This is a genomic window from Rhodoferax sp. BLA1, assembly GCF_013416775.1.
In the GTDB taxonomy this organism is placed as follows: Bacteria; Pseudomonadota; Gammaproteobacteria; order Burkholderiales; family Burkholderiaceae_C; genus Rhodoferax.
In genome coordinates this window covers 1,087,076-1,113,279 of record NZ_SZVI01000013.1, presented here as the reverse complement: position 1 = coordinate 1,113,279, position 26,204 = coordinate 1,087,076, and the positions used below count along the sequence as shown (strand labels likewise).

General features: G+C 60.5%; 26 protein-coding genes, 1 tRNA gene and 1 pseudogene. 12 read left to right on the top strand and 16 right to left on the bottom strand.

Annotation, left to right across the window (positions count from 1 at the left end; translation table 11 throughout):
• Positions 1-125, top strand: a pseudogene (locus FDG13_RS20675) (IS1595 family transposase); the annotation flags it as partial.
• 21 nt (positions 126-146) lie between these two features.
• Here the strand turns inward: FDG13_RS20675 and FDG13_RS20670 are convergent.
• From FDG13_RS20670 to FDG13_RS20660, 3 genes are all read right to left on the bottom strand, one after another.
• Positions 147-815, bottom strand: a complete 669-nt coding sequence (locus FDG13_RS20670) for a DUF3047 domain-containing protein (RefSeq protein WP_180132522.1) — start codon at positions 813-815, stop codon at positions 147-149.
• 199 nt (positions 816-1,014) lie between these two features.
• Positions 1,015-1,091, bottom strand: a tRNA-Pro gene (locus tag FDG13_RS20665).
• Positions 1,092-1,112: 21 nt separating this feature from the next.
• A complete protein-coding gene (locus FDG13_RS20660; protein ID WP_180132607.1) occupies positions 1,113-2,042 on the bottom strand; it encodes a polyprenyl synthetase family protein in 930 nt (309 codons plus the stop codon).
• A gap of 242 nt (positions 2,043-2,284) precedes the next feature.
• On the opposite strand from FDG13_RS20660, the gene rplU reads away from it, so the two are divergent.
• The 4 genes from rplU (at position 2,285) to proB (ending at position 5,203) form a co-directional block, all read left to right on the top strand.
• Positions 2,285-2,596 (top strand): 50S ribosomal protein L21, encoded by a 312-nt coding sequence (gene rplU / locus FDG13_RS20655; RefSeq protein ID WP_078364123.1) that lies wholly within the window; start codon positions 2,285-2,287, stop codon positions 2,594-2,596.
• A gap of 12 nt (positions 2,597-2,608) precedes the next feature.
• Positions 2,609-2,869: a 50S ribosomal protein L27 gene (gene rpmA / locus FDG13_RS20650; RefSeq protein ID WP_078364122.1), complete on the top strand. Its 261-nt coding sequence runs from the start codon at positions 2,609-2,611 to the stop codon at positions 2,867-2,869.
• Positions 2,870-2,934: 65 nt separating this feature from the next.
• On the top strand, positions 2,935-4,008 hold the full coding sequence (cgtA, locus tag FDG13_RS20645; protein ID WP_180132521.1) for an Obg family GTPase CgtA: 1,074 nt from the start codon (positions 2,935-2,937) through the stop codon (positions 4,006-4,008).
• Between the two features lie 55 nt (positions 4,009-4,063).
• Positions 4,064-5,203 (top strand): glutamate 5-kinase, encoded by a 1,140-nt coding sequence (proB, locus tag FDG13_RS20640; RefSeq protein ID WP_180132520.1) that lies wholly within the window; start codon positions 4,064-4,066, stop codon positions 5,201-5,203.
• An 84-nt stretch (positions 5,204-5,287) separates the two neighbouring features.
• Here proB and FDG13_RS20635 read toward each other — a convergent pair whose 3' ends face one another.
• Both FDG13_RS20635 and FDG13_RS20630 read right to left on the bottom strand, forming a co-directional pair.
• Positions 5,288-5,797 carry a CNP1-like family protein gene (locus FDG13_RS20635; protein WP_255435345.1) on the bottom strand — a complete coding sequence of 170 codons (510 nt, stop codon included), beginning with the start codon at positions 5,795-5,797 and terminating at the stop codon, positions 5,288-5,290.
• A complete protein-coding gene (locus FDG13_RS20630; protein WP_180132518.1) occupies positions 5,790-6,407 on the bottom strand; it encodes an RNA pyrophosphohydrolase in 618 nt (205 codons plus the stop codon). The genes FDG13_RS20635 and FDG13_RS20630 overlap by 8 nt, the downstream gene beginning before the upstream one ends.
• Before the next feature lie 92 nt (positions 6,408-6,499).
• On the opposite strand from FDG13_RS20630, the gene FDG13_RS20625 reads away from it, so the two are divergent.
• Both FDG13_RS20625 and FDG13_RS20620 read left to right on the top strand, forming a co-directional pair.
• The gene (locus tag FDG13_RS20625; RefSeq protein WP_180132517.1) at positions 6,500-8,242 is read left to right on the top strand and encodes a proline--tRNA ligase; all 1,743 of its coding nucleotides are present in this window, start codon (positions 6,500-6,502) and stop codon (positions 8,240-8,242) included.
• 195 nt (positions 8,243-8,437) lie between these two features.
• Positions 8,438-8,947 carry a lytic transglycosylase domain-containing protein gene (locus tag FDG13_RS20620; protein WP_255435384.1) on the top strand — a complete coding sequence of 170 codons (510 nt, stop codon included), beginning with the start codon at positions 8,438-8,440 and terminating at the stop codon, positions 8,945-8,947.
• Between the two features lie 13 nt (positions 8,948-8,960).
• Here the strand turns inward: FDG13_RS20620 and grxD are convergent, their stop codons facing one another.
• The 3 genes from grxD to FDG13_RS20605 all read right to left on the bottom strand — a co-directional run bounded on the left by grxD (position 8,961) and on the right by FDG13_RS20605 (position 10,624).
• Positions 8,961-9,284: a Grx4 family monothiol glutaredoxin gene (gene grxD, locus FDG13_RS20615; protein ID WP_180132516.1), complete on the bottom strand. Its 324-nt coding sequence runs from the start codon at positions 9,282-9,284 to the stop codon at positions 8,961-8,963.
• A gap of 93 nt (positions 9,285-9,377) precedes the next feature.
• Positions 9,378-9,611, bottom strand: a complete 234-nt coding sequence (locus FDG13_RS20610) for a SlyX family protein (protein ID WP_180132515.1) — start codon at positions 9,609-9,611, stop codon at positions 9,378-9,380.
• A gap of 116 nt (positions 9,612-9,727) precedes the next feature.
• Positions 9,728-10,624 (bottom strand): LysR family transcriptional regulator, encoded by an 897-nt coding sequence (locus FDG13_RS20605; RefSeq protein ID WP_180132514.1) that lies wholly within the window; start codon positions 10,622-10,624, stop codon positions 9,728-9,730.
• A gap of 101 nt (positions 10,625-10,725) precedes the next feature.
• Here FDG13_RS20605 and FDG13_RS20600 point away from each other — a divergent pair, with 101 nt between their 5' ends.
• Complete coding sequence (locus tag FDG13_RS20600) at positions 10,726-11,820, top strand: zinc-binding alcohol dehydrogenase family protein (protein ID WP_180132513.1); 1,095 nt, start codon at positions 10,726-10,728, stop codon at positions 11,818-11,820.
• 26 nt (positions 11,821-11,846) lie between these two features.
• On the opposite strand, the gene prmC is transcribed toward FDG13_RS20600, so the two are convergent.
• From prmC to hemA, 3 genes are all read right to left on the bottom strand, one after another.
• Positions 11,847-12,692, bottom strand: coding sequence for a peptide chain release factor N(5)-glutamine methyltransferase (prmC, locus tag FDG13_RS20595; RefSeq protein WP_180132512.1), 846 nt, complete (start codon positions 12,690-12,692; stop codon positions 11,847-11,849).
• A gap of 71 nt (positions 12,693-12,763) precedes the next feature.
• A complete protein-coding gene (gene prfA, locus FDG13_RS20590) occupies positions 12,764-13,882 on the bottom strand; it encodes a peptide chain release factor 1 (RefSeq protein ID WP_180132511.1) in 1,119 nt (372 codons plus the stop codon).
• Between the two features lie 163 nt (positions 13,883-14,045).
• Positions 14,046-15,305 carry a glutamyl-tRNA reductase gene (hemA, locus tag FDG13_RS20585; RefSeq protein WP_180132510.1) on the bottom strand — a complete coding sequence of 420 codons (1,260 nt, stop codon included), beginning with the start codon at positions 15,303-15,305 and terminating at the stop codon, positions 14,046-14,048.
• A gap of 70 nt (positions 15,306-15,375) precedes the next feature.
• On the opposite strand from hemA, the gene FDG13_RS20580 reads away from it, so the two are divergent.
• On the top strand, positions 15,376-15,645 hold the full coding sequence (locus FDG13_RS20580) for a hypothetical protein (RefSeq protein ID WP_180132605.1): 270 nt from the start codon (positions 15,376-15,378) through the stop codon (positions 15,643-15,645).
• On the opposite strand, the gene ugpQ is transcribed toward FDG13_RS20580, so the two are convergent.
• The 5 genes from ugpQ to ugpB all read right to left on the bottom strand — a co-directional run bounded on the left by ugpQ (position 15,631) and on the right by ugpB (position 20,685).
• The gene (gene ugpQ / locus FDG13_RS20575; protein WP_180132509.1) at positions 15,631-16,410 is read right to left on the bottom strand and encodes a glycerophosphodiester phosphodiesterase; all 780 of its coding nucleotides are present in this window, start codon (positions 16,408-16,410) and stop codon (positions 15,631-15,633) included. The two genes, FDG13_RS20580 and ugpQ, sit on opposite strands and share 15 nt — an antisense overlap.
• Positions 16,407-17,435 carry a sn-glycerol-3-phosphate import ATP-binding protein UgpC gene (locus FDG13_RS20570; RefSeq protein WP_180132508.1) on the bottom strand — a complete coding sequence of 343 codons (1,029 nt, stop codon included), beginning with the start codon at positions 17,433-17,435 and terminating at the stop codon, positions 16,407-16,409. The genes ugpQ and FDG13_RS20570 overlap by 4 nt, the downstream gene beginning before the upstream one ends.
• Before the next feature lie 70 nt (positions 17,436-17,505).
• Positions 17,506-18,357, bottom strand: coding sequence for a sn-glycerol-3-phosphate ABC transporter permease UgpE (gene ugpE, locus FDG13_RS20565; protein WP_180132507.1), 852 nt, complete (start codon positions 18,355-18,357; stop codon positions 17,506-17,508).
• A gap of 92 nt (positions 18,358-18,449) precedes the next feature.
• Positions 18,450-19,331: a sn-glycerol-3-phosphate ABC transporter permease UgpA gene (ugpA, locus tag FDG13_RS20560; protein ID WP_180132506.1), complete on the bottom strand. Its 882-nt coding sequence runs from the start codon at positions 19,329-19,331 to the stop codon at positions 18,450-18,452.
• Between the two features lie 49 nt (positions 19,332-19,380).
• Positions 19,381-20,685, bottom strand: coding sequence for a sn-glycerol-3-phosphate ABC transporter substrate-binding protein UgpB (gene ugpB, locus FDG13_RS20555; RefSeq protein ID WP_180132505.1), 1,305 nt, complete (start codon positions 20,683-20,685; stop codon positions 19,381-19,383).
• A gap of 218 nt (positions 20,686-20,903) precedes the next feature.
• Between ugpB and FDG13_RS20550 the strand changes: the two genes are divergently transcribed.
• The 3 genes from FDG13_RS20550 to FDG13_RS20540 all read left to right on the top strand — a co-directional run bounded on the left by FDG13_RS20550 (position 20,904) and on the right by FDG13_RS20540 (position 26,190).
• Entirely contained in the window at positions 20,904-21,272 is a 369-nt protein-coding gene (locus FDG13_RS20550; RefSeq protein WP_180132504.1) for a hypothetical protein, read from the top strand.
• A 48-nt stretch (positions 21,273-21,320) separates the two neighbouring features.
• Positions 21,321-22,127: a DUF2145 domain-containing protein gene (locus FDG13_RS20545; protein ID WP_180132503.1), complete on the top strand. Its 807-nt coding sequence runs from the start codon at positions 21,321-21,323 to the stop codon at positions 22,125-22,127.
• Positions 22,128-22,257: 130 nt separating this feature from the next.
• Positions 22,258-26,190 carry a DUF3683 domain-containing protein gene (locus tag FDG13_RS20540; RefSeq protein ID WP_180132502.1) on the top strand — a complete coding sequence of 1,311 codons (3,933 nt, stop codon included), beginning with the start codon at positions 22,258-22,260 and terminating at the stop codon, positions 26,188-26,190.
• The last annotated feature ends 14 nt before the right edge of the window (positions 26,191-26,204 follow it).

Here is a 26,204-nt window from a genome sequence, read left to right as displayed (position 1 = left end):
AGTACCTGGAAAACTACCTGGGCTGGCGGCGTATGCTTGAGCGCTATCACCAAAGCATCTCTCCTGGCGTTTGTCTGCAGGAAGCGCTGGGACGATATTCATCGCAACAGTTAATTCAGACATAGCCCAATTTGGCATAAAAATAGTCAGTCCTCCCAGCGTAGCCGGGCCAGATAGGCCAGGCTGGTGCCACCGCTGTTGTCACTGTCGGCACCAACCGCTATCGCCATCACCGGCGGCATCACCGCACTCTCATCACCAAACAGGCTGGCAAAGTCGTCAGCCAGGCGCCTGCGTTGGTCCACCCACTGCCCCGGTGTGGTCTCGACACCGTTGAGCACGATGTAACGCACCCGGGCGCTGTAGGGGTTGGCGCCGCGTGTGCCCGCTGGGTAGCGGCTGTCCCACAGGTAACACAGCGTGGCGCTGGGCAGGGCCTGCCCGGAAGCGGCGCGTGCCAGTGACAGGCTCACACGCTGAACAAAGGGAATGTCGTGCAGTGGCTGGTCAAACATCACGCACACCTTCAGCGCGGCATCGTCTGCGTTTCTGGCGCGGATATCGGCCTGCGCCAGACCCTGTGCCAGTTGCCAGCGCCAGGCCAGCTCGGCCGGTGCTGCGCCACGCCAGCTGTGGGTGAGCACGCCGTAAGACTGCTGGGTGCTGATCCGAAGCGCCGACTCGCCCTGCACCAGGCCCGGCTCAAACTGGGTTAACGCCACCCGGTTGCCGGGTAAACCGCTGAGACGCCAGGCCGGGTTCAGGCCGGACGAAGACTCCGCTGCAAACGGTGCCAGTGGGTGTGGCGTCACCATCGAGGTGGGGGTGGTTGCCGTGTTTGATTGCGAAAAAACGGCCGGAGCCCTTGTCATCAAAGCGCAAGCAGCTATAAAAATCAGAGTTTTTGTTCGACCAGTCCGAGGCATAGGTGGAGGCCCTGACACAGGATGAGACGCTGTTGTGAGTCAAAAAAAACGGGTTGACTCGTATCTAGAGTCAACCCGTTTGAGTGATTGGTCGGAATGAGAGGATTCGAACCTCCGACCCCTTCGTCCCGAACGAAGTGCGCTACCAGGCTGCGCTACATTCCGAAATTCTGCTTGCTGGGTGGCTTAAGACTGCCTGTCCAACAGCTGAGCCGCTAATTGTAGCAAACACGTTTTGTGTGGGCCATCGGGCAATTGTTCGGCGGCGGCAACGGCGCGGGCGGCCTCGTCGCTCGCGGCTTTGCGCGCCACCTCCAGCGCACCGGTGGCCTTGACGATGCTCACCACCTGGTCGATGGCAGAGACGTCGCCGTTTTCGATGGCCAGCTTGACCACCGCGCGCTGCTCGGGACTGCCGCGCTGCATGGCTGCAATCAGTGGCAAGGTGGCTTTGCCTTCGCGCAGGTCGTCGCCCAGGTTCTTGCCCATCACGGCGGCGTCACCGGTGTAATCGAGCACGTCGTCGATCACCTGGAACGCGGTGCCCAGCGCCTGCCCGTACAACGCGCAGGCGGCTTCCATCTCAGGCGTGGCGCCAGACAGGATGGCGCCAACACGGGCGCTGGCCTCAAACAGTTTGGCCGTCTTGGAGCGGATCACCTGCAGGTAACCCTCTTCGTCGAGTTCGGCGTTGTGCATGTTCATCAATTGCAGCACTTCACCCTCGGAGATCACGACGGTGGCCTCTGACAACACACTCATGACAGGCATGCTGCCCACGTCAACCATCATCTGGAAGGCACGTGAGTACAAAAAGTCGCCGACCAGCACGCTGGCGGGGTTGCCAAAAGTGACGTTGGCGGTGGCATTGCCACGGCGCAGTGCCGACTCGTCGACCACGTCATCGTGTAACAAAGTGGCGGTGTGAATGAATTCCACGACCGCCGACAGGCTGAAGCGCTGTGCTCCCTTGAAACCCAAGGCGCCACACATCAGCAACAGCAAGGCCGGGCGTAGCCGTTTGCCGCCTGCGGAGATGATGTAGCGTGAGACTTGCCCGACCAGCGGAACATCCGAGTCCAGGTGTTGCTTGATGACCAGATCGACCTCACGCATGTCAGGCGCGATGACCGATAACAAAGAGGAGGAGGGGGTGTTGGTGGCTTGCAAGACAGTTTGCTCGGTAATGTGCACAGATTATAGAAAGCTCATCGAGCCAAACCAGTGCGTTATGTCAAGCCGGCGTGACAGCGTCAACCACTTGCTGCAAAAGCCCCACAAGCCAAAATTACGGGCTTATGGCATAATGCCGGGCTTCGCGAAAATCCGTTCGTGAAGATCTATACAAAGAGGTTCATATGTACGCGGTCATAAAAACCGGTGGCAAACAATACAGAGTTGCTGCTGGCGAAAAAATTAAAGTAGAACAGATTGCTGCGGACGTTGGCCAAGAGATTGTGTTTGACCAGGTTCTGGCAGTCGGTAGCGGCGCAGAGTTGAAGGTTGGCACGCCCTTGGTGTCCGGCGCCACAGTCAGTGTCACAGTGTTGGCACATGGTAAACACGACAAGGTCACCATCTTCAAGATGCGCCGTCGTAAGCACTATCAAAAGCGTCAAGGGCATCGCCAACAGTTCACCGAACTGTTGATCGGCGCGATTTCTGCATAAGGAGCAAGAGTCATGGCACACAAAAAAGGCGGCGGCTCAACGCGAAACGGGCGCGATTCCAAGCCCAAGATGCTCGGTGTGAAGTCCTATGGTGGTGAGTTGATCAGCGCTGGCGCGATCATCGTGCGCCAACGTGGTACCCAGTTCCACCCCGGCGTCAATGTCGGCATCGGCAAAGACCACACGCTGTTTGCGTTGGTTGAAGGCAATGTCTTGTTCGAGACCAAAGGTGCGCTGAATCGGCGTACCGTGAGCGTGACAGCGGCAGCTTAATCAGCTGGCAGTCCCCACAAAACCCTGCGCGCGGCGCGGGGTTTTTCGTTTATAAAGCCCCCATCATGAAATTTGTTGACGAAGCCTACATTGATGTCTCTGCTGGAGACGGTGGCGCAGGCTGCGTCTCTTTTCGGCATGAAAAGTACAAAGAATTTGGCGGCCCCAATGGCGGCGATGGCGGGCGCGGCGGCCATGTGTTTGCGGTGGCCGACGAAAACCTCAACACCCTGGTCGATTTCCGTTTTTCGCGTCGTTATGACGCACAACGCGGCCAACACGGCATGGGCTCCGACATGTTTGGCGCCGCCGGGGACGACATCACCCTGAAGATGCCGGTGGGCACCATCATCACCGACGCCGAAACCGGCGAGGTCTTGTTTGAGCTGCTCAAACCGGGTGAGGTGATCACCATCGCCAAAGGCGGCGACGGTGGGTTTGGCAACCTGCGTTACAAGAGCGCCATCAACCGCGCACCGCGTCAGAAAACACCGGGCTGGCCCGGTGAGAAGCGCAACCTCAAGCTCGAACTCAAGGTCTTGGCCGATGTCGGTCTGCTGGGCATGCCCAATGCGGGCAAGTCGACGCTGATCACTGCGGTGTCCAACGCGCGGCCACGGATTGCCGATTACCCGTTCACCACCTTGCATCCGAACCTGGGTGTGGTGCGGGTCGGGCCGGAACAGAGTTTTGTGGTGGCGGATTTGCCGGGTCTGATTGAAGGCGCCTCGGAAGGTGCGGGCCTGGGCCATCTGTTCTTGCGCCATCTGCAGCGCACCCGCTTGTTGTTACATGTGGTCGACATGGCGCCGTTTGACGATGCCATCGACACCGTGGCGCAGGCCAAGGCGATTGTCAATGAGCTGAAAAAATACGACAAAAAGCTGTTCGACAAACCACGTTGGCTGGTGCTCAACAAGCTCGACATGGTGCCGCTCGAAGAGCGCGCCGCGTTGGTCAAAGACTTTGTCAAACGTTTCAAATACAAAGGGCCGGTGTTTGAGATTTCGGCGCTGACCCGCGAAGGCTGTGAGCCGCTGATCAAGGCGGTGTACCAGCACATCAGCGCCCAGCAAAAAATCGAGTCAGCCCCCGAGGTGATTGACCCGCGTTTTGCCGCTGACGTGGATCCGATTTAACTGCTATTGTTCATATAGCTACTTGCCCTGATTTAATAAGGGCTGGAGCCTGAAAATGCTTGAAGATTTTGATGCCAGCATCCTGGGTGACGCGCGCCGAGTGGTGGTCAAGGTGGGCTCCAGTCTGGTCACCAACGAAGGCCGAGGCCTGGACGAAGCCGCCATTGGTGAGTGGTGCCGCCAGATGTCTTTGCTGGTGCGTCAGGGCCGCGAAGTCATCATGGTCTCCAGCGGTGCCATTGCCGAAGGCATGAAGCGCCTGGGCTGGACCACCCGCCCGCATGAAATTCACGAGTTGCAGGCCGCTGCCGCCGTTGGCCAGATGGGCCTGGCGCAGATGTACGAAACCAAGTTGCGTGAAAACGGCCTGGGCAGCGCCCAGGTGCTGCTGACCCACGCAGATCTGGCTGACCGCGAGCGTTATCTGAATGCGCGCTCCACCTTGCTGACCTTGCTCAAGCTCGGTGTGTTGCCGGTCATCAACGAAAACGACACGGTGGTCAACGACGAAATCAAGTTTGGTGACAACGACACCTTGGGTGCGCTGGTGGCCAACCTGGTGGAAGCCGATGCATTGGTGATTCTCACCGACCAAAAAGGCCTCTACACCGCTGACCCCCGCAAAGACCCGGCCGCGAAGTTTGTGCATGTGGCGCAAGCGGGCGACCCGGCGCTCGAAGCCATGGCCGGTGGCGCGGGCTCCAGCCTGGGGCGTGGCGGCATGATCACCAAAATCTTGGCGGCCAAACGGGCGGCGGGCTCAGGTGCTTCCACCGTGATTGCCTGGGGTCGAGAGTCCGACGCCTTGTTGCGTCTGTGTCAGGGCGAATCGATTGGCACCCTGCTGATTGCGCCGACCCAAAAAACCCAGGCACGCAAACAGTGGATTGCCGACCATCTGCAGCTCAAAGGCTCGGTCACCGTGGACGCTGGGGCGGTGCACAAGTTGCGCAGCGACGGCTCCAGCCTGCTGCCGATTGGCATGACCGCGGTGGACGGTGATTTTTCGCGTGGTGATGTGATTGCCATCCGTGCCGAAGATGGTCTGGAGGTGGCGCGTGGCCTGGCCAATTACGCCAGCGCCGAGGCCCGGCTGATCTGCCGCAAGCCGTCCAGTCAGTTTGAGAAACTGCTCGGTTATTCGGCCGAGCCGGAGATGGTGCACCGCGACAACATGGTGCTGAGTCGCCCCTGACATCCATGGCACGGCGCCATCCGCCGTGCTGTGTTTGTACAGACTGCGTGCACCGCCAGAAAGACGGCACCCGCCGCCGTTACGCTATTTTTTCAGCGCTTTGATGATCTCCGCCGTGTTGCTGGCGGCGGTGGCCCGGCCATCACAGGCGGCCTGACGGGCGAAAATCCAGGCGTGTTTGGACGGCAGGTTGTCGGTAAAAACACGCCACGTGGGCTCGGCCACGGTCGACCACACCCCCTTGTCATTGGCACGCCCGTAGGTTTTGACTTCGCCGGTGCCGCAGCGGATGCCCTCAAACATGGCATTGACCGTGCCGCTGGTATTGCGTGTCACCACCACATAACGCACGATCCCGTCCACCCCGATGCTCAGTGTGGTCGGGTCGATGCCAAACTTCACCGAAACATAAGAGGGCATATCCAGCGGCAGCAGTTTGTCCGTGCTGAATGCAGGTGGGGGCGGTGCGTCAAGCTCTTTCCACTCAGGGTCATCTGGTGCGACCTGGGCTTGCAGGTGGGTACTCAGGCTCAGGGCCAAGAGCCCCAGCAGTGCGTGCGCGCACCAGCGCGCGACGCGATTTTTGTCAAACATGCTCATTTCCAGTTTGTGAATCGGGTTCCCAGCTTGCATCCGGTGGCAAGTCCAAAGGGCCGTGACACGAATCTTCACCAACCGACTCCGACATGGACGGGCGGATGCCTTGGCGTAAAAAACGGTTGCGGTGCTCGCTGCGCGGCAGGTAACGCGCCAGCTCGGTCAGAGCAGTGACATACACCTCGCGTTTGAACTCGACCACCGCGTCCAGCGGAACCCAGTAGTCGTTCCAGCGCCAGGCATCAAACTCCGGGTGGTCGGTGGCACGCAGGTTCAAATCCCAGTCGTGCCCCACCAATTGCAGCAGGAACCAGATCTGTTTTTGGCCCTTGTAGAAGCCGCGTGAATCGCGGCGGATAAAACGGTCTGGCACCTCATAGCGCAACCAGTCACGGGTGCGGGCCACAATGCGAACGTGTTCGCGCTGTAATCCGATTTCTTCGTGCAGTTCCCGAATCATGGCTTGCTCCGGAGTTTCCCCCCGATCAATGCCCCCCTGCGGAAACTGCCAGGAGTGCGTACGGATACGCTTCCCCCAAAACACCTGATTTTTCTGATTGAGCAGGACGATGCCGACGTTCGGCCTAAAGCCGTCTCGGTCAAGCATAATCAAACCCCAAATTTTAAAATTGTGGCCATTATGCACAGCGTTTGCCTGGCATCAAGAGTGGCTACCCTGACATATCGCGAATCGTCCCCATGAAAGCTTCCCAATTCTTTATTTCCACCCTCAAAGAAGCGCCGGCTGATGCCGAAGTGGTCAGCCACAAGCTGATGATGCGCGCAGGCATGATCAAAAAGCTTGGCGCCGGTATCTACACCCTGATGCCGATGGGCTTGCGTGTGGTGCACAAGGTGGAAGCGATCGTGCGTGAAGAAATGAACCGCGCAGGGGCGGTGGAGCTGTCGATGCCGGTGGTGCAGCCTGCCGAGCTCTGGCAGGAAACCGGTCGTTTCGAGAAGATGGGGCCGGAGTTGCTGCGGATTGCCGACCGCCATGGCAATGACTTTGTGGTGCAGCCGACCAGCGAAGAGGTCATCACCGACATCGCCCGCCAGGAAATCCGCAGCTACAAACAGTTGCCCAAAAACTTCTACCAGATCCAGACCAAGTTCCGCGACGAGCGCCGCCCGCGCTTTGGCCTGATGCGTGGGCGCGAGTTCATCATGAAAGACGCCTACAGCTTTGACCGCGACCAAGTGTCCGCCAAGGCCAGTTACCAGGTCATGGCGCAGGCCTACCGGCGCATTTTTGACCGGTTTGGCTTGACTTACCGCGCGGTGGCCGCTGACAGTGGCGCCATCGGTGGGGACTTGAGTGAAGAGTTCCAGGTGATTGCCGCCACCGGTGAAGACGCCATCGTGTATTGCCCCAACAGCGATTACGCCGCCAACATGGAAAAGGCCGAGGCGCTGGCACCGGCTGGCCCGCGTCCAGCCTCCTCGCAGGCTTTGACCAAGACACCGACACCGGGCAAAAGTACCTGCGCCGATGTGGCCGAGCTGCTCGGTGTGCCGCTGCAGACCACGGTCAAATCCCTGGTGCTGGCCACCGACACCCTCAATGACAAGGGTGAAGTGCTCAAGACCCAGGTCTGGCTGCTGCTGCTGCGGGGTGACCACGATATGAATGAGGTCAAGGTCGGTAAATTGCCGGGCCTGTCGGCCTTCCGTTTTGCCACCGTGCCCGAGATTGAAGCGCATTTTGGCTGTAAGCCCGGTTACCTGGGGCCTTTGAGCCTGCTGCAACCGGTGAAGCTGGTGGTGGACCGCGAGGTGGCGGTGATGGCCGACTGGATCTGTGGTGCCAACGAACCCGACTTCCACATCACCGGTGTGAACTGGGGCCGTGATCTGCCTGAGCCCGATATGGTGGCTGACCTGCGCAATGTGGTCGCTGGCGACGCGTCGCCGGATGGCCAAGGCCCGCTGGCGATTGAGCGCGGCATCGAGGTCGGCCATGTGTTCTACCTCGGCACCAAATACAGCCAGGCGATGAAAGCCACTTTCCTGGACCAGAACGGCAAGCCGCAGTTGATGGAGATGGGTTGTTACGGCATCGGCATCACGCGCCTGCCCGCAGCCGCCATCGAGCAGAACCATGACGAGCGCGGCATCATTTGGCCCGATGCCCTGGCACCGTTCACGGTGGTGATCTGTCCGATCAACGCCGACCGTTCCCCTGAGGTCAAGGCGGCCTCTGAGTCGCTTTACGCTGAATTGCTGGCAGCTGGTGTGGACGTGCTGCTGGACGACCGGGGTGAACGCCCAGGTGCTATGTTTGCAGATTGGGAACTCATTGGTGTGCCGCACCGCGTGAATATCGGTGACCGCGCCCTCAAGGAAGGCAACGTGGAGTATCAGCACCGTCGCGATGCCGCAGCTACCGCTGTGCCGCTGGCTGAGATTGCCGCGCTGCTGATGGCCAAGCTCAAGGTGTGACGGGCTCTGCATGGCGCTTGGACAAACGGCTGGGTGCCAGGTGTCGTGATGCAGATGGGTACTGATCGCCCGGTGTTGTCCGGTCGGCGCCAGCTTGTTCAGGCTGTTTTAGGTGTCTGGCCCTTATGCACTGGGCTTGGTTTGCTATTTTTTCAAGAGCGGTCCTGGGCCGGCAACCAGGCTGAAGAGCCGCTGATGGACTCGGTGCGCACCGCGCTGAGTTCGGCCATCCATAACCACGCACCACCGGTGCCCGAGTTCCAAGACACCGAATCGCGCCTGGTTTATCTGCGCTGGTTGGGGGCGATGAGTGAGCGGCTCAAGAAGAAAAAAACTGATTTTGAGAGCCGCAAGGAATTTCTACAAACGGTCTGGTACGAGAGCAAACGCGCCGGGCTGGATGTGGCGCTGGTGCTGGGGTTGATTCAGGTGGAGAGCAACTTCCGCAAATTTGCGGTGAGCAGCGCGGGTGCACGTGGTTACATGCAGGTGATGCCGTTTTGGACCCGTTTGCTGGCCGATGGTGACGCTGGCAAGTTGTTTCACATGCAGACCAACCTGCGTTTTGGCTGCGTGATTCTGCGCCACTACCTGGAGCGCGAAAACGGTAACCTGTTTATGGCGCTGGGGCGTTACAACGGCTCGCGTGGCAGGGCGCCTTACCCGGACGCCGTGCTCGGTGCGCGGCGTCTGTGGGAATACTGATAGCTCGCTTGGCTCAGGCGGGCTTGCCCAGCAAGGTCTGCAATTCGCCGCTCTCGAACATCTCCATCATGATGTCGGAGCCGCCGATGAATTCGCCCTTGATGTAGAGCTGCGGAATGGTCGGCCAGTTGCTGTAACCCTTGATGCCTTCGCGAATCTCGGCGTCTTCAAGCACGTTGACAGTGGCGATGGCCTTGGGTTCCACACCACAGGCCTTGAGGACTTGGATCGCGCGACCTGAAAAACCGCATTGGGGGAAGCTGGCTGTGCCCTTCATGAACAGCAGGATGTCGTTTTGCTTGACCAGTTCGTCAATGCGTTGTTGGGTGTCGCTCATGGGGTGGTGTCCTCGGAAAAGAATGGGCGCAATTATTTCACTTTCAACCCGGCGCCTAGGCCGGATAACCCTGATGCGCGCGGGGTCTGTGACTCAGTAGTGGGGCGGCAGCTCATCACGCAGGCTGCGCGGCGCGGCCGCACCTTCCGCTGGCGCTTGCTGGCGCAGCCACTGCAGCTCTTGTGTCAGGCGGTCAATCTGGTCTTGCTGGCGAATGATGATCTGGTCGAGTTTGTCGAGCAGGTCCTCAGAAAAGCTGGCCTTGATTTCCAGATTGGTCAGGCGGTCATTGACGTCGGCTGGCAGGGCGGGGGTGGTGGTTGGCATGGTGGTGGTTCAGATAAAGGTCTTGCAGCGAGGCTGCGTCAGCCACCCATTGTCCAACAGCGCAGCAGGTCGACGCTTCAGCCCTGCGCAGGGGGCTCAACAGCCAGTGTGCTGACTCAATCCAGTGCGCTGATTTGCTCGACCAAAAAGCTGCGCAGCGCCAACACCGATGGCCGCAACTGGCTGCGGTCGGGACAGGCCATGTAAAGCGGCGCAGGTTCACCCTGCCAGTCCTCGCACAAAGCGATCAGGGTCCCCTGTTTCAGGTCCTGGTGCACATCCAGGCGCGATTTGTAGGCGATACCTGCGCCCATGCGTGCCAGATGCCGGACCGCGTCGCCGTCGTCACATTGGATCGCCCCAGTCACCCGCACGCTGACCCTGGTCTGGTCGCGTACAAATTGCCAGTTGTCGTGGTTGCGGTCACTCAGCATAAAACTCAGGCAGTTGTGCTGTTTGAGGTCCTTGGGCTCCTGCGGGCGCCCGTGTTGCGCCAGATAGGCGGGTGAGGCGCACAACACGCGCTGGTTGTGCGGTGCAATGGGTAGCGCCACCAGGCTTGAATCCTTGGGTTCACCATATCGCAATGCCACATCGACCTGTTCGCGGTAGACCTCGGCGATCCGGTCCGAGATCTGCAGCCCCAGGCTCACCTCTGGATGACGTCCTCGAAACGCATGTAACCAGGTCAACACCTGGTTGCGCCCCAGATCCGAAGGCAGCGAGAGCTGGATGCGCCCGCGCATCACCTGGCGCCCGGCCAGCAGTTTCTCGCGCGCCAGTTCAATGCGCGCCAGACCCTCCTCACACTCGGCCAGAAATGCCAGCGCCTGCGCACTGGGGCGCAGGCTGCGGGTAGAGCGCACAAACAGCTTGATGCCCAGCTCGGTTTCCAGCCGCTTGACCAGCGCGCTGCCTGCGGCTGGCGAGATGCCCGTGGCCCTCGCCGCCTCTGACAGGCTAGCGGCACGACCCGCACGTACCAGGAATTGGAGGTCTTGCAGGGCGATCATTTTCAAATGCTGGTTGAAACAGTTCCAATGGCTAAGCGCTTTATTGTCAGGCGTTTTGCTGCGACAGTCGACAGCTTGTTCACTAGCTCATGGAATCCCCAATGAAAGCGATTGTTTATCACCAGCACGGTTTGCCCATCAGCGACCCACAAGCCCTGTTCGAGACAGATTTACCCGTCCCCCAGCCCGGCCCGCGTGACCTGTTGGTCAAGATCCACGCGGTGGCCGTCAATCCGGTGGACACCAAGCTGCGCCGCAACGTCCCCACGCCAGAGCCGCGTGTGCTGGGCTGGGATGCGGTGGGCACGGTGGCGGCGGTGGGTGCCGATGTCAGCTTGTTCCAGCCAGGGGACGAGGTCTTTTACGCCGGTGTGATTGACCGCCCGGGCTCGTATGCCGAGTACAACCTGGTGGACGAACGCATCGTGGGCCACAAACCACGCTCCATCAGCCAGGCCGAGGCCGCTGCTTTGCCCCTGACCGCGATCACCGCCTGGGAAATGTTGTTTGACCGGCTGGGTGTGCCCGAGGGCGGTGGTGCGGGCCAAACCCTGCTGGTGGTGGGCGCCGCCGGCGGTGTGGGCTCCATCCTGGTGCAACTGGCCCGGCAACTCACCCAATTGCGGGTCATCGGCACCGCATCACGGCCAGAAACCCGCGACTGGTTGCTGGGCCTGGGCGCACATGGGGTGATCGACCACAGCTTGCCGCTGTTAAACGAACTCCAACGCTTGGGCATCGAGGAAGTTGATCTGGTTGCCAGCCTGACACATACCGACCAGCACGCCGATCAGATCATCTTGGCCTTGAAACCGCAGGGCAAACTGGCCCTGATCGATGATCCGGCCAAACTGGATGTGATGCCCCTCAAACGCAAGTCCATTTCGCTGCACTGGGAGCTGATGTTCACCCGGCCGCTGTTCAAGACCCCCGACATGGTGCGCCAGCACGAACTTCTGGAACGGGTCAGCCAGTTGGTGGACGCCGGCACCCTCAAAACCACGCTGGCGGACCACTTTGGTTTGGTGACTGCGGAGAATCTGCGCCGCGCCCACGCGCTGATCGAGAGTGGCAAGGCGCGCGGCAAGATTGTGCTGGAAGGCTTTAGAGGGGGCTTGTCCGCACCGGATGGGGATGGCTGGCCTGAGTCTTCGGTGCTTGGCCCCTTGGGGCTGATGTGTTCACCCGCTCGGTGATGTATCGCCGCGATGCAGGCTGACAGTCAAGTGGGTGCCAACCGGCCGCCGCTGCAGCGCTCAATCCCCGCCAGGTCACAGCGCGACTGGACCTGGCCAAAACCCTCTTGGGTCAGCAGTTGCCGCACGGCGGCAGACTGGTCGTAACCATGTTCCAGCAGCAGCCAGCCGCCGGGTTGCAGGTGGGCTGAGGCAGTGCAAATGATCTGGTGCAGGTCGTCCAGGCCATCGGTGCCACTGGTCAAAGCCTGAATCGGCTCAAAGCCCAAGGCGGTCAGGTGGGGGTCTTGGTCGGCGATGTAGGGTGGGTTCGAGACAATGGCATCAAACCGGGGCGTGCCAGCGGGCAGAGCGGCCAACCACGGGCCTTGGTTAAACGTCACTTCCAGTTGCAGGCGTTGTGCATTGGTTTGCGCTACGGCGAGTGCTTTCGAACTCATGTCGGTGGCCCAGACATCCATTTGCGGTTGTGTGGCTTTGAGTGCCAGCGCAATCGCACCGCTGCCGGTGCCCAGGTCCAGCACACGTGCTGTGGTGTCGGACAGCAACTCCAGCGCCCAGTCGACCAGGGTCTCGGTGTCGGGGCGCGGCACCAGCACATCGGGGCTCACCTGCAGTTCCAGCCCGTAAAACGCCTTGTAACCGGTCAGGTAGGCCAGCGGTTCCCCGGCCAGACGGCGCTGGGCCAGGGTGTTCAGTTCGGCCTGCTTGGTGGAGGGCAGCACATCGGTGTCGTGTGCCATCAACCAGCCGCGCTGGTTGTCTGGTTGGCCCAGCACATGCAACAGCAGCAACTGGGCATCCAGCCGCTCCAGGCCACGCTGTTGTAACCCGATCAGCGCTTGCGCCAGGGTGGCAGGTGTGTGTGTCATGGGTACTATGTTTTATGGAGCTGCTGGCCCTTGTTGTATAAGGGATAGAGCATAATTTTGCATATAAAGCGTCAGCTATTGAGTTCCAGCGCCGCCAGTTGTTCGGCGGCCTCATGGGCCTGCAGCGCGTTGACCACATCGTCCAGATCACCTTCCATGATGGTCAGCAATTTGTACAGCGTCAGGTTGATGCGGTGGTCGGTCAGGCGGCCCTGCGGGAAGTTGTAAGTGCGGATGCGGTCGCTGCGGTCGCCGCTGCCAACCAGGCTTTTGCGCTCGGCAGATTCCTTAGCAGCGCGTTCCGAGCGGTCTTTTTCCTGGATGCGTGCGGTCAGCACCTTGAGCGCTTGCGCCTTGTTGCTGTGTTGGCTGCGGCCGTCCTGGCATTCTGCGACGATGCCGGTCGGCAGGTGGGTGATGCGCACTGCCGAGTCGGTTTTGTTGATGTGCTGGCCGCCGGCGCCGCTGGCGCGGTAGGTGTCGATGCGCAGGTCACTCGGGTTGATCTTGATCGCCTCGGCCTCGTCGGGCTCGGCCATCACCGCCACGGTGGCGGCGCTGGTGTGGATGCGACCCTGGGTTTCGGTCACCGGCACACGCTGCACGCGGTGGCCGCCAGACTCGAACTTGAGGGCGCCGTAGACACCGCTACCGGAGGGGCCTCCCCCAGCCGGACCCTCGATGCGCAACACCAGTTCTTTGTAGCCGCCGAGTTCGCTGGCGGACTCACTCATCACCTCGTGTTTCCAGCCCTTGCGGTCGCAATAACGCAGGTACATACGCGCCAGGTCGGCGGCAAACAGGGCAGATTCGTCGCCACCGGTGCCAGCACGGATTTCCACAAAGGCCGGGCGGGCGTCGTCGGGGTCCTTGGGCAGCAGCATGCGTTGCAACTCGGCTTCCAGCTGTGCCAGCTCGGCGCTGGCCGCGTCGATCTCTTCCTGCGCCATGGCCAGCATCTCGGCGTCGTCGGCCGCGTCCTTGAGCATCTCCTGGGCACCCGCCAGATCAGCCTCGCGCTGCTGGTAACGCAACCAGCGGCTGGCCACCGCAGCCACGTCGGTGTGTTCACGCGAGAGCACCAAAAACTGCGCCATGTCGCTCATGATGTCCTGGCGTGACAGCAGAAATTCAAGCTCACCCAGGCGGTCGGCATAACGGGCGAGTTGTTGGCGCAGAAAAGGTTTCATGGGTTTATTGTCGGGGCAGCGTTTGGAACAGGGGGACTGTTTTGCCGACCGTGGGGCGGCATCCAAGCTGTGGGTTGTTGGATCAGGCCCGCCAAGGCAGCGTGGGTCAACAGCCCCTTAGTGGCAACGGTTAACGTCGCCCGGGCTGCGGTGGTCAGCGCAGCTAACGCTCTTTGCGCAGGAAAAAGTGGTGGACTGCTGCGCTGGCGCGATCCCGTGCGGCGGAGTCCCCGGCACGCAACTCGGCCATGGCGCCGTGCAGCATTTTTTGCGTGATGCCTTTGGACAGGGCTTCGAGCACGGTGTCGATATTTTCGCCCTTGAGCAGCAGCTTGCGGGCCCGTGCCATCTCGGCGTAACGCCACTCGTCGGCCTGGGCGTTGAGTGCCTGGATCAGTGGCACGGTGCTGCGCTGGTCCACCCAGTGCAAAAAGCTCTGCACCCCGGCGTCCACAATCGCTTCGGCCTGTGCCACGGCGGCCTGACGGTTGGCCTGGGCGGTCTGCACCACACCAGCCAGGTCGTCCACGGTGTAGAGGTACACATCTTCGAGTTCCTTGACCTCGATTTCGATGTCGCGCGGCACGGCCAGGTCGACCATGAACATCGGGCGGCGGCGGCGTTTTTTCAAAGCACGTTCGACCGAGCCCAGGCCAATCAGAGGCAAGGTGCTGGCGGTGCAGCTCACCACCGCGTCAAATTCATGCAGGCGGTCTGGCAGGTCGGCCAGGCACATCACCTCGGCGCCAAATTTGCAGGCCAACTCTTCACCGCGCGATAACGTGCGGTTGGCGATCACCATGCTTTTGGGGTTTTTGGCGGCAAAGTGGGTGGCGCACAGGTCGATCATTTCGCCCGCACCGACAAACAGCACCTTGACCTCGTTGAGGTTTTCAAACAATTGGCTGGCCAGGCGCACAGCAGCGGCGGCCATGCTGATGGAGTGGGCGCCGATTTCGGTTGACGTGCGCACCTCTTTGGCCACCGCAAACGAGCGCTGGAACATCTGGCTCAGCGTCGTGCCCAGCGAGCCAGCGGCCTCGGCGGCCCGCACCGCGTCCTTGATCTGGCCCAGAATCTGGGGTTCACCGAGTACCATCGAGTCCAGCCCGCTGGCCACACGGAAGGCGTGGCGTGCGGCCAAGCCGTCGGTCAGGGTGTAGGAGTGAGCGCGCAGCACCTCGGGCGACACCCCTCCGCTGTGGGCCAGCCAGTCCAGAGTGTGCTGCAGTTGCGGCTGTTCACAGGCGCAATAAATCTCGGTGCGGTTGCAGGTGGAGATCAAGGCAGCCTCGGGCTGGCGGCTCAGCGCCCCGCGCAAAGCGTGTAAGGTGGGGGTGATTTGGTCGACGGCGAACGCAAACCGACCGCGCAGATCGAGCGGTGCGGTCGTGTGATTGATGCCTAAAGCCCAGACTGCCATGATGGAATTATAAAATCAACTGTATGATTTTCAACAAGTGTCAACTCTAATTGACGAATTGTCTACGCAAATGGGTTTTCTGGCTGCCATCAACCATGTCCTCAACTTCCTGGCGCCCGCGTTGTGGCTGGCGCTGTTGTTGCCGTTGTTCGCCCGCTTTGTGATGAGAAAACGGACTGCAGCCCGCACCCTACCTGGGCAGATAGCTCTTCATTTTGTAGTAGGTAGCGGGGTGCTGCTGGCCGGTCTGGTGCTGTTTGGGCGCGACGGCAAGATGCTCACTTATCTGGCGCTGGTGCTGGCGCTGGCCAGCACCCAGTGGTTGTTAGCGCGCCGGTGAGAACAGTTCGACCCGGTCGGTGATGATCGCGTCGGTGCCCAAAGCCAGCAGCCTTTGCACGTTGTCGTCGTCGTTGACGGTGTAACTCAGGGTGCGCAGACCGGCGGTTTTGGCCTGGGCCACGGTGACCACATCCCACAGGCAGTGGTCACACACAATCGCCACACAACCCAGCCGCAGTGCGGTCTCCAGCCAGCCATCCCACAGGTTTTCCAACAGCAGGCCACGCGGCAGCTCGGGTTGGGCCTGCAGCGCGCCTTCCAGTGCAGGCACCTCGAAAGAGGTCAGCAAAGGCGGCACTGCGGCGCCATGCCACAGCCGCGCCGCATGCTGCGCCACCACCTGGCCGGTGTGGTAGTCGGTGCCGGGGCTGGGTTTGATCTCGATGTTCAGGTCAAAACCGTTGTGGCGGCAGTAGCGCGCAATGGCCTCAAAGGTGGGCAGGGGCTCGCCCGCAAACGCGCGTGAATGCCAGCTGCCCGCATCCAGCAGCGACAGGGTGCTCCAGGGGTGTTCGCCACCCACGGCGCTCAAGCCGGTGCCCAGCGCCTCGCCCGCGTTGGTGGTGCGGGTCAGGGTGTCGTCGTGCATCAAAAACGGCACACCGTCGGCGCTGAGTTTGACATCGCATTCAAACATGCGGTAGCCGTGGGCCGCACCGGTGCGAAAGGCGGCCAGCGTGTTTTCTGGCGCGAGTTTGCCCGCGCCACGATGTGCAATCCAGCGTGGGTAAGGCCAGGGGTGGTCGTGTGGGGTGGTTTTCATGCGCCAAGGTCCTTGCGTTTGCCGGTGGCAGCGTCAAAGTGGTGAATTTTTCCGGGCCGGGGTGTCACACACAGAGTTTGCCCCAATTCGGGCGCGGCGCAAGCCTCTTCGGTGCGGACAATCACCAGTTCGTCGGCCTGCCCATGTAACCAGCGGCCATAGGTCAGGCGCTCGGCACCGAGCATTTCGACCGCTTCCACGGTCAGTGCCCAGCCGCTGGGGGTGATGTCCAGATGCTCCGGGCGCACGCCCACAATGGTGTTGGCCGGGGCATCGGGCGCACTCTTGAGCAGGTTCATCGGGGGCGAGCCCATGAACGCGGCGACAAAGGTGCTGGCCGGGCGGTTGTAGACCTCTTCAGGTGTGCCAAACTGTTCCATCACCCCGGCGTTCATCACCATCATGCGCTGCGCCAGGGTCATCGCCTCGACCTGGTCGTGGGTGACAAACAAGGAGGTGATGCCGAGTTCGCGGTGTAGTTTCTGGATTTCCAGGCGGGTCTGGGCGCGTAATTTGGCGTCGAGGTTGCTCAAAGGTTCGTCAAACAAAAACACCTGTGGCTGGCGCACGATGGCGCGACCCATAGCCACCCGCTGGCGCTGGCCGCCCGAGAGTTCACGTGGCTTGCGGTTCAAAAACGGGCCAATCTCCAGAATTTTGGCGGCTTTGTCGACCCGAGCCCGGATTTCGTCCTTGGGCACCTTGGCAATCTTCAGGCCATAGGCCATGTTGTCAAACACCGTCATGTGCGGGTAGAGCGCGTAGTTCTGGAACACCATGGCGATGTCTCGCTCGGACGGCTCCAGATCGTTGACCACACGCGAACCAATGGCAATCTCGCCACCGCTGATTTCTTCCAACCCGGCGACCATGCGCAACAGGGTGGACTTGCCGCAGCCCGAGGGCCCGACGATGACGACAAATTCGCCGTCCGCAATCTCCGCGTTGACGCCGTGGATGACCTGGTTGGTCGTTTTGCCTGCGCCGTAGCGCTTGATGATGTTGGTAAGTGTGATCGAGGCCATAGTTGTTGTTTTTGACGGCAGCGCCCGGTAGCGCTGCAAATTCTGGGCTGTGGTGCCAGCCGCTTATCGCTTATTTTTCGGTGTCCACCAGCCCTTTGACAAACCACTTCTGCATCAGGACCACCACCAACGCAGGCGGCAGCATCGCCAGAACAGCGGTGGCCATGACCACGTTCCACTGCATCTCGGAGTCACCGCCCGAAATCATGCGTTTGATGCCAATCACCACCGGGTACATGTCCTCGCTGGTGGTCACCAGCAGCGGCCACAGGTACTGGTTCCAGCCGTAGATGAACTGAATCACAAACAACGCGGCAATTGAGGTTTTGGACAGCGGCACCAACACGTCCCAGAAAAAACGCATCGGCCCGGCGCCATCCATGCGCGCCGCCTCCACCAGTTCTTCGGGCACGGTCAGAAAAAATTGGCGGAACAAAAAGGTAGCGGTGGCCGAGGCAATCAGCGGGATGGTCAACCCCGCATAGCTGTTGAGCATGCCCAGATCCGACACCACCTTGTAGGTCGGGCCAATTCGCACCTCCACTGGCAACATCAGGGTGATAAAAATCGCCCAGAAGAAAAACATGCGAAACGGAAAACGGAAATACACAATGGCAAACGCCGACAGCAGTGAGATGGCAATTTTGCCGAGCGAGATGATCAAGGCGGAAATCAGGCTCACCGTCATCATCTGCCCCACCGGTGCTTTGCCGCCTGAGCCACCGCCGGTGCCGTTGAGTGCTGCCGTGTAGTTCTCGATCAGGTGGCTGCCGGGCAACAGCGGCATCGGGGTTTGCACAATCGCTTGCGAGGTCTGGGTCGAGGCAACAAAGGTCAGGTACAGCGGAAACGCCACCACCAGCACCCCCAGCACCAGCACCGCGTGTGACAGCACCGTCAAAAAAGGGCGGCGTTCAACCATGGGGTTGCCTCCGCGCCGGGCCGCCCCAAGCAAGGCACGTCCCCCTCGGGGGGCAGCGCAGTACACGAAGTGACAAGCGTGGGGGCCTCATGTCAATAGTTCACTTTCTTCTCAACAAAACGGAATTGAATGACCGTGAGCGCCACCACAATCACCATCAGCACCACCGACTGGGCGGCCGAGCCACCCATGTCCATCGCCTTGAAACCGTCAAAGTACACCTTGTAAACCAGGATCGCGGTGTCTTTGCCCGGGCCACCTTGGGTGGCCGCGTCAATGATGGCAAAGGTGTCAAAAAAGGCGTAGACGATGTTGATCACCAGCAGGAAAAAGGTGGTAGGTGAGAGCAGCGGGAACACCATCGTCCAGAACCGGCGCCAGGGCCGCGCGCCGTCAATGGCTGCCGCTTCAATCAAGGACTTGGGGATGCTTTGCAAGCCCGCCAGAAAAAACAGGAAGTTGTAGGAGATCTGTTTCCAGACCGCAGCCATCACCACCAGCGTCATCGCATGCTTGCTGTTGAGCAGGTGGTTCCAGTCCACCCCCAGCATCTGCAGCCAGTACGACACCACGCCCACGCTCGGGGCAAACATGAACAGCCACAACACCCCGGCCACAGCTGGCGCCACCGCGTAGGGCCAGATCAGCAGGGTTTTGTAGATCAGTGCACCTTTGACAATGCGATCAGCAAACACCGCCAAGCCCAGCGACACAGTGATACCCGCCACCGCCACCAGGCTCGAAAAAATGGCGGTGGTGTAGAACGAGGCCAGGTAGGTCTCGTCGTGCCAGAGGTTGCGGAAGTTATCGAGTCCGACAAACTCGACCGAGGTGCCGAACGCATCAGACTGCTGCACCGACTGCAGCAGGGCCTGGGCCGCTGGCCAGAAAAAGAACAGCAGGATCACGACCACCTGGGGTGCCAGCAGCACCCAAGGCAGCCATCGGGAACGAAAAAAGACGCGCTTGTCCATGGCAGGTTCGTCTCAGAGTCGCGTCATATTGGTTTGGGCGCAGGTGCGCTTACTTCTTGTTGGCTTTCTCAAAACGTTCCAGCAACTCGTTGCCACGTTTAACGATGCCATCCAGGGCTTCTTGGGCGCTCTTCTTGCCGCCCCAAACTTGTTCAAGTTCTTCGTCCTCGATGGTGCGAATCTGCACATAGTTGCCCAGGCGGATGCCGCGTGACTTGTCTGTCACCTTGCGGATCATCTGGGTGGGTGCCACGTCGGTGCCCGGGTTTTCCTTGTAGAAACCCGATTTTTCGGTCAGTTCAAAAGCGGCGGTGGTGATGGGCAGGTAACCTGTGCGTTTGTGGCTGGCGGACTGCACTTCAGGGCTGGAGATATAACTGAAGAACTTGGCGATGCCTTTGTATTCTTCTGGTTTTTTACCCGCCATGACCCACAGGCTGGCGCCACCAATCACGGTGTTTTGCGGCGCACCCGGCACATCGGGGTAATAGGGCAGGGGAGCTAGGCCAAAGTTGAACTTGGCGTTTTTCTTCACATTGCCGTAGAAACCGCTGGAGGTGGTGATCATGGCGCATTCACCCGAGACAAAGGTCGCTTCAGGCACGTTGGCGCGGCCTTTGTAGACAAACAGGCCTTGCTTGGCCATGTTGGCCAAGTTGTCGATGTGGCGCACATGCAGGGGGGAGTTCACCTTCATGCGGGCATCCAGACCGCCCAGACCGTTGGACTTGGTGGCGAACTCCACGTTGTGCCAGGCCGAGAAACTCTCGAGCTGGGTCCAGCCTTGCCAGGCCAGCGTCAAGGGGCAGGTGTGACCGCTGGCCTTGAGTTTTGCCGCAGCCAAAGCCACTTCCGGCCAGCTGCTCGGCGCCTTGTTGGGGTCGAGCCCAGCTGCCTTGAACGCATCCTTGTTGTAATAAAACACGGTGGTTGAGCTGTTGAACGGCATGCTCAACATCTCACCGCTGGGCGCGGTGTAATAACCTGCCACGGCAGAAATGTAAGCCTTCGGATCAAAATTCTGCCCGGCATCCTTCATCACCTTGGCGACCGGCACGATGGCGTTTTTGCTGGCCATCATGGTGGCTGTACCCACTTCAAACACTTGCAGGATGTGGGGGGCGTTGCCTGCGCGAAAGGCGGCCACGGCAGCTGTCATGGATTCATCGTACTGACCTTTGTAGGTCGGGACGATTTTGTAGTCCGATTGGCTGGCGTTGAAGCCTTTGGCCAAGTCATTGACCCATTCGCCGTTGACGGCAGTCATGGAGTGCCACCACTGGACTTCAGTCACAGCGTGGGCCGATACCGCCAGCATGGCCGCCAAAGCCGCCGTTGCAAGTTTTACTTTCATGCGATCTCCTTGAAGTGAAAGGCGGGAGCATAAGTAAGCCAAATGACCATTCGGTGACAAAACGATGGCAGCCCGCGTCGTGGTCGATTAGACGCAGATTTGGCAGCGCCGGGCATCAGGGTTTTCTCAGGGGGTGGCTGGCGCATAATTTATGGGTTTGTGGCGGCGTGGGGTGTTGGGTCACGCGCAGCTTCGTTCACATCGATAGGAGTCACGACATGTTTTCTTGTTCTCGAATTCTCAACACCGGTCTGGTGCTGCTGGCCAGTACCACGGTGGCGCTGGCACAGGGCAACTCTCCAGCAGCGCAGGCGCTCCAAAATGGGTCAGCCGCCAGCGGCCATGCCAGCGCCAGCGCGGGCCACAGCCTGGTGGCTTCTGGCCAGTTGACCTCGGCGGCTTTGGCTGTGCCTTTGATGTCTGCGGGGGTGGTGGCCGGTTCAGTGGGGGGTGTCAGCGCCGGGGCCGCCAAACAGTCGATGCGTGCTGCCACCGCGCCGATTGGCACACCGCTTGAGATCACTGACGAGTCGATCACCGTGATCTCGCCCAAAGAGGCCCTCAAACCGAAGAGCCCGAGCCTCTGACAAGGTCTGCCGATCGGATGATTTATTGACTATTTGTGGAATCTTGACATGTTGAAATTTTTGCGTGTGTGGACGCTGTGGCTGACAGCGGTATGTGCTTCCCCGATCTGGGCAGCTGGTTTCAGCACTGGCAGCAGCCAGGCGGGTGAAGAGCTGCACTTCAAGCCCGAACAGGTGATCAGTTTTGCCAAAAAAGTGGAGCGCACGCTGGCTGCCAAAGGCGCACGTGTGGCCATCGTGGCCCGCATGGGGCGCCCAGTGTCGGAGCTGCCTGAGGGCATGCATTTCACCCACGTAGCGTTTGCGGTGTACTCCGAAATCACCACCAGCGATGGTCGCAAAGTGCCCGGCTACGCCATGTACAACCTTTACCAGCAAGACGCCCATCCCGATGTCAGTGACCTGGTGCAGGACTTTCCGGTGGACTTTTTTGCCGGTGTAGCCCATCTGGAAGCCGGCATCATCGTGCCCTCGGCTGAGTTGCAGGCCCGTTTGCTCGAGGTGATTGCGTCGCCCACCTACAAAGCGCTGCATGAGCCGCACTACTCCTTGATGGCCAACCCGTTCACGTTGGGCCGTCAGAACTGCACCGAGTTTGTGCTGGACGTCACCAATGCCGCGATTTACCAGACCAGCGACATCAAGGTCATCAAGGCCAACGAGAAAGCGTTTTTCACTGCGCAGCCTGTGAATGTCAACCCGTTCAAACTGATGCTGGGCTCGATGTTCAGCAAGGAAGTGTCCACCTCGGACCACCCGGCGGGTACGCCTTTGACCGCCACCTTCGAAAAAGTGGCTGCGTACCTGAGCAAGTATGACCCCAGCACCGTGGTGCTGACCGTGTTGCCTGACTGAGTCCAGGGTTCGGGCGCACCGCCGCGCCAGCAGTAGGGCAATGCTGCGCTGCGGTAACATCGCCAACCCAGCCAGAACGCGTCTTTGACCGGGCGCGGCCATGCCGTTTTTGGCGGCCACCACATCACCCATGAACGCTCCCACCCAGCTCAAGTCCTTGTTGCCAGCCAGTGTGATTGCATCGCCTGAGCCGCTGCGCATCCGCGAGATCCCGTACAACTACACCTCGTTTTCCGACCGCGAAATCGTCATCCGCCTGCTCGGTGAGCCGGCCTGGGGCTGGCTGAACCGCCTGCGTGAGGAGCGCCGCACCGGCCGCTCGGCGCGGATGTTGTACGAGGTGCTGGGTGACATCTGGGTGGTGCAGCGCAACCCCTATCTACAAGACGACCTGCTGGACAACCCCAAACGCCGGGTCTTGCTGGTGCAGGCGCTGCAGCACCGGCTCAACGAAATCCAGAAACGCCGCAATGCCCAGTCTGACCCCGAGCGGGATGCCCTGGTGGGCCAGTTGCTGGATTCGGCGGACAAAGCGGTGCGGGCCTTTGACGAGAGTTTTGTCGAAACCGCCAAACTGCGGCGCAAGGCGCAGCGCCTGCTGGTCAAACTCACCGCCAAAGACAACATCAAGTTTGACGGCCTGAGCCGCGTCAGCCATGTGACCGACGCCACCGACTGGCGGGTGGAATACCCGTTTGTGGTGCTCACCCCCGACACTGAGGCCGAAATGGCGCTCCTGGTGCAGGGTTGTATCGAGCTGGGCCTGACCATCATTCCGCGTGGCGGCGGCACCGGTTACACCGGCGGCGCGATTCCGCTGACCTGGAAAAGTGTGGTCATCAACACCGAAAAGCTCGAGGCCATGACCGAGGTCGAGATGGTCCAACTGCCCGGGCTGGACCACGCGGTGGCCACCGTCTGGTCCGAGGCCGGTGTGGTCACCGACCGTGTGGCGCAGGCGGCCGAGCGTGCCGGTTATGTGTTTGCGGTGGACCCGACCTCGTCCGAGGCCTCGTGTATTGGCGGCAACATCGCCATGAACGCTGGCGGCAAAAAAGCCGTGTTGTGGGGCACCGCGCTCGACAATCTGGCCAGCTGGCGCATGGTGACACCGCAGGCCGAGTGGCTGGAGGTGACCCGTATCAACCACAACATGGGCAAGATCCATGACGTGGAGGTGGCCAGCTTTGAGCTGCAGTATTTCAAGGCCGACGGCAAAACCAAGCTGCGTACCGAGCGCCTGGACATTCCCGGCAAAACCTTCCGCAAGGAAGGCCTGGGCAAGGACGTGACCGACAAATTTTTGAGCGGCTTGCCCGGCATCCAGAAAGAAGGTTGTGACGGCCTGATCACCAGCGCACGCTGGGTTGTGCACAAGATGCCTGCGCACACTCGCACCGTCTGCCTGGAGTTTTTTGGCAACGCCAAGGACGCGGTGCCCAGCATCGTCGAGATCAAGGACTTCATGTTCGCCGAGCAGAAGCGCAGTGGTGTGCTGCTGGCCGGGCTCGAGCATCTGGACGACCGTTATCTCAAAGCCGTGGGTTATGCCACCAAGTCCAAGAAGGGCGGACAAGCGCAGGCTGGCTCCAGCAGCAGCGTGCCCAAGATGGTGTTGTTTGGTGACATTGCCGGTGACAACGCCGACGACGTGGCCCGTGTCACCAGCGAGGTGGTGCGTATCGCCAACTCCCGCCATGGTGAAGGTTTTATTGCGATCAGTCCCGAAGCGCGCAAAAAGTTCTGGCTGGACCGCAAACGCACCGCAGCCATTTCCAAACACACCAACGCCTTCAAGATCAACGAAGACGTGGTGATCCCGCTGCCGCGCATGGGTGAATACACCGACGGCATCGAACGTATCAACATCGAACTGAGCCTGCAGAACAAACTGGCGCTGTGTGATGCATTGGCCGACTATTTCACGCAAGGCAATCTGAAGCTGGGCCAACTCGATGCCACGAGCGAGGTCTCAGCCGCTGAAATGCTGGAAGACCGCGTGGCCGAAGCGCTGGAGCTGTTGACCGAGGTGCGCACCCTGTGGTCGGGTTGGCTGCGTGATGTGGAGCCGCTGTTCAGCCAGTTGCAAGACCACTCCCTGCGCGCGAGTTGGAAGACTCAGCTGCGCCAGCCTTTGCAGCAAATTTTCAGCGGACAGGCGTTTGAGCCCATCCTCAAAGAATGCAGTGCTATCCACCAACGTGTGCTCAAAGGCCGCGTTTGGGTGGCTTTGCACATGCACGCCGGTGACGGCAACGTGCACACCAACATCCCGGTCAACAGCGACGACTACGCCATGTTGCAGGCCGCCCACGGCGCAGTCAAACGCATCATGGTGCTGGCGCGCAGCCTGGACGGGGTCATTTCGGGTGAACACGGCATTGGCATCACCAAGCTGGAGTTCCTGAGCGACGCCGAGTTGCAGCCCTTCATCGACTACAAAGCCCTGGTTGACCCCGAGGGGCGTTTCAACAAAGGCAAGTTGCTCCGAAATACAGAGCTGTCACCCCATATAGAAAAAGGGCTAGAGGCCAATTTCATCTATGCCGACCTGACCAATGCCTACACCCCCAGCTTTGGCCTGATGGGGCACGAGTCGCTGATCATGCAGCAGAGCGACATCGGCGCGATTGCCGACAGTGTCAAAGACTGCCTGCGTTGCGGCAAGTGCAAACCGGTGTGCAGCACCCATGTGCCGCGCGCCAACCTGCTGTACAGCCCGCGCAACAAGATCCTGGCCACCTCGTTGCTGATCGAAGCCTTTTTGTACGAAGAGCAAACCCGCCGCGGTGTCAGCATCAAACACTGGCAAGAGTTTGAGGATGTGGCCGACCACTGCACCGTGTGCCACAAGTGCCTGAGCCCCTGCCCGGTGAAAATCGACTTTGGCGACGTGTCGATGGCCATGCGCAACTTGCTGCGCAAAATGGGCAAAAAGAGCTTCCGCCCGGCCGGTGCCGCGGCGATGTTCATGCTCAACGCCACCAACCCCGAGACCATCAAGCTGGCGCGCTCCATCATGGTCAACCTGGCGATTCGCGGCCAACGTTTTGCCGCCGATGTGCTCAAGCTGGCGGGCCGCAAACAAAGCAAGGCGCCACCCGCCACCCTTGGCACCGCACCGATCAAGGAACAGGTGATCCACTTCGTCAACAAGAAGTTGCCCGGTGGCCTGCCCAAACGCACTGCGCGTGCTTTGCTCGACATCGAAGACAAAGACTACGTGCCGATCATCCGCAACCCGCAGACGACCACGGCCGAGACCGAGGCGGTGTTTTATTTCCCGGGTTGCGGCTCCGAGCGCCTGTTCAGCCAGGTCGGCCTGGCCACGCAAGCCATGTTGTGGCATGCCGGGGTGCAGACCGTGCTGCCTCCGGGTTACCTGTGCTGTGGTTACCCGCAGCGTGGTGGCGGCGACAACGACCGTGCTGAGAAGATGATCACCGACAACCGCGTGTTGTTTCACCGGGTGGCCAACACCCTCAACTACCTCGACATCAAAACCGTGGTGGTGAGCTGCGGCACCTGTTACGACCAGCTGCAGGGTTACGAGTTTGACAAGATCTTCCCGGGCAGCCGCATCATCGACATCCACGAATATTTGCTCGAAAAAGGCATTACCCTGGACAAGGCCGGCGCCTTCCTGTTCCACGACCCCTGCCACAGCCCGATGAAGCTGCAGGAGCCGCTCAAAACCGTCAAGGCGTTGCTGGGGGATCAGGTGTTGCTGTCAGACCGCTGTTGTGGCGAGTCGGGCACGCTGGCGCTGAACCGGCCCGATATTTCGACCCAGGTGCGTTTCCGCAAGGAAGAAGAAATCCGCAAGGGCGAGGTCCAGCTGCGCCAACAGGCCGGTGTGGGTGCCAAAGACAACCTCAAGATCCTGACCAGCTGCCCGGCCTGCCTGCAAGGCCTGAACCGTTACGGCGAAGACCTGCAAAATGGGCTGCTGGAGGCCGACTACATCGTGGTCGAGATGGCCAAACAGATCCTGGGCGAGCAGTGGATGCCCGACTACGTCAAGCTGGCCAATGGCGGCGGCATTGAGCGGGTGTTGGTCTAAGCGTCGGGTCAGCC

What these genes read in the sequence shown, in the direction of transcription:
- FDG13_RS20605 (WP_180132514.1), bottom strand. Translation starts at nt 10,624, where the DNA reads ATGATCGCCCTGCAAGACCTCCAATTCCTGGTACGTGCGGGTCGTGCC.
- FDG13_RS20600 (WP_180132513.1), top strand. Translation starts at nt 10,726, where the DNA reads ATGAAAGCGATTGTTTATCACCAGCACGGTTTGCCCATCAGCGACCCA.
- FDG13_RS20670 (WP_180132522.1), bottom strand. Translation starts at nt 815, where the DNA reads ATGGTGACGCCACACCCACTGGCACCGTTTGCAGCGGAGTCTTCGTCC.
- FDG13_RS20635 (WP_255435345.1), bottom strand. Translation starts at nt 5,797, where the DNA reads ATGTTTGACAAAAATCGCGTCGCGCGCTGGTGCGCGCACGCACTGCTG.
- ugpE (WP_180132507.1), bottom strand. Translation starts at nt 18,357, where the DNA reads ATGGTTGAACGCCGCCCTTTTTTGACGGTGCTGTCACACGCGGTGCTG.
- ugpB (WP_180132505.1), bottom strand. Translation starts at nt 20,685, where the DNA reads ATGAAAGTAAAACTTGCAACGGCGGCTTTGGCGGCCATGCTGGCGGTA.
- FDG13_RS20630 (WP_180132518.1), bottom strand. Translation starts at nt 6,407, where the DNA reads ATGCTTGACCGAGACGGCTTTAGGCCGAACGTCGGCATCGTCCTGCTC.
- FDG13_RS20660 (WP_180132607.1), bottom strand. Translation starts at nt 2,042, where the DNA reads ATGCGTGAGGTCGATCTGGTCATCAAGCAACACCTGGACTCGGATGTT.
- FDG13_RS20550 (WP_180132504.1), top strand. Translation starts at nt 20,904, where the DNA reads ATGTTTTCTTGTTCTCGAATTCTCAACACCGGTCTGGTGCTGCTGGCC.
- ugpA (WP_180132506.1), bottom strand. Translation starts at nt 19,331, where the DNA reads ATGGACAAGCGCGTCTTTTTTCGTTCCCGATGGCTGCCTTGGGTGCTG.
- ugpQ (WP_180132509.1), bottom strand. Translation starts at nt 16,410, where the DNA reads ATGAAAACCACCCCACACGACCACCCCTGGCCTTACCCACGCTGGATT.
- prmC (WP_180132512.1), bottom strand. Translation starts at nt 12,692, where the DNA reads ATGACACACACACCTGCCACCCTGGCGCAAGCGCTGATCGGGTTACAA.
- proB (WP_180132520.1), top strand. Translation starts at nt 4,064, where the DNA reads ATGCTTGAAGATTTTGATGCCAGCATCCTGGGTGACGCGCGCCGAGTG.
- grxD (WP_180132516.1), bottom strand. Translation starts at nt 9,284, where the DNA reads ATGAGCGACACCCAACAACGCATTGACGAACTGGTCAAGCAAAACGAC.
- FDG13_RS20545 (WP_180132503.1), top strand. Translation starts at nt 21,321, where the DNA reads ATGTTGAAATTTTTGCGTGTGTGGACGCTGTGGCTGACAGCGGTATGT.
- FDG13_RS20620 (WP_255435384.1), top strand. Translation starts at nt 8,438, where the DNA reads ATGGACTCGGTGCGCACCGCGCTGAGTTCGGCCATCCATAACCACGCA.
- FDG13_RS20540 (WP_180132502.1), top strand. Translation starts at nt 22,258, where the DNA reads ATGAACGCTCCCACCCAGCTCAAGTCCTTGTTGCCAGCCAGTGTGATT.
- rpmA (WP_078364122.1), top strand. Translation starts at nt 2,609, where the DNA reads ATGGCACACAAAAAAGGCGGCGGCTCAACGCGAAACGGGCGCGATTCC.
- rplU (WP_078364123.1), top strand. Translation starts at nt 2,285, where the DNA reads ATGTACGCGGTCATAAAAACCGGTGGCAAACAATACAGAGTTGCTGCT.
- FDG13_RS20625 (WP_180132517.1), top strand. Translation starts at nt 6,500, where the DNA reads ATGAAAGCTTCCCAATTCTTTATTTCCACCCTCAAAGAAGCGCCGGCT.
- FDG13_RS20570 (WP_180132508.1), bottom strand. Translation starts at nt 17,435, where the DNA reads ATGGCCTCGATCACACTTACCAACATCATCAAGCGCTACGGCGCAGGC.
- FDG13_RS20580 (WP_180132605.1), top strand. Translation starts at nt 15,376, where the DNA reads ATGGGTTTTCTGGCTGCCATCAACCATGTCCTCAACTTCCTGGCGCCC.
- prfA (WP_180132511.1), bottom strand. Translation starts at nt 13,882, where the DNA reads ATGAAACCTTTTCTGCGCCAACAACTCGCCCGTTATGCCGACCGCCTG.
- cgtA (WP_180132521.1), top strand. Translation starts at nt 2,935, where the DNA reads ATGAAATTTGTTGACGAAGCCTACATTGATGTCTCTGCTGGAGACGGT.
- hemA (WP_180132510.1), bottom strand. Translation starts at nt 15,305, where the DNA reads ATGGCAGTCTGGGCTTTAGGCATCAATCACACGACCGCACCGCTCGAT.
- FDG13_RS20610 (WP_180132515.1), bottom strand. Translation starts at nt 9,611, where the DNA reads ATGCCAACCACCACCCCCGCCCTGCCAGCCGACGTCAATGACCGCCTG.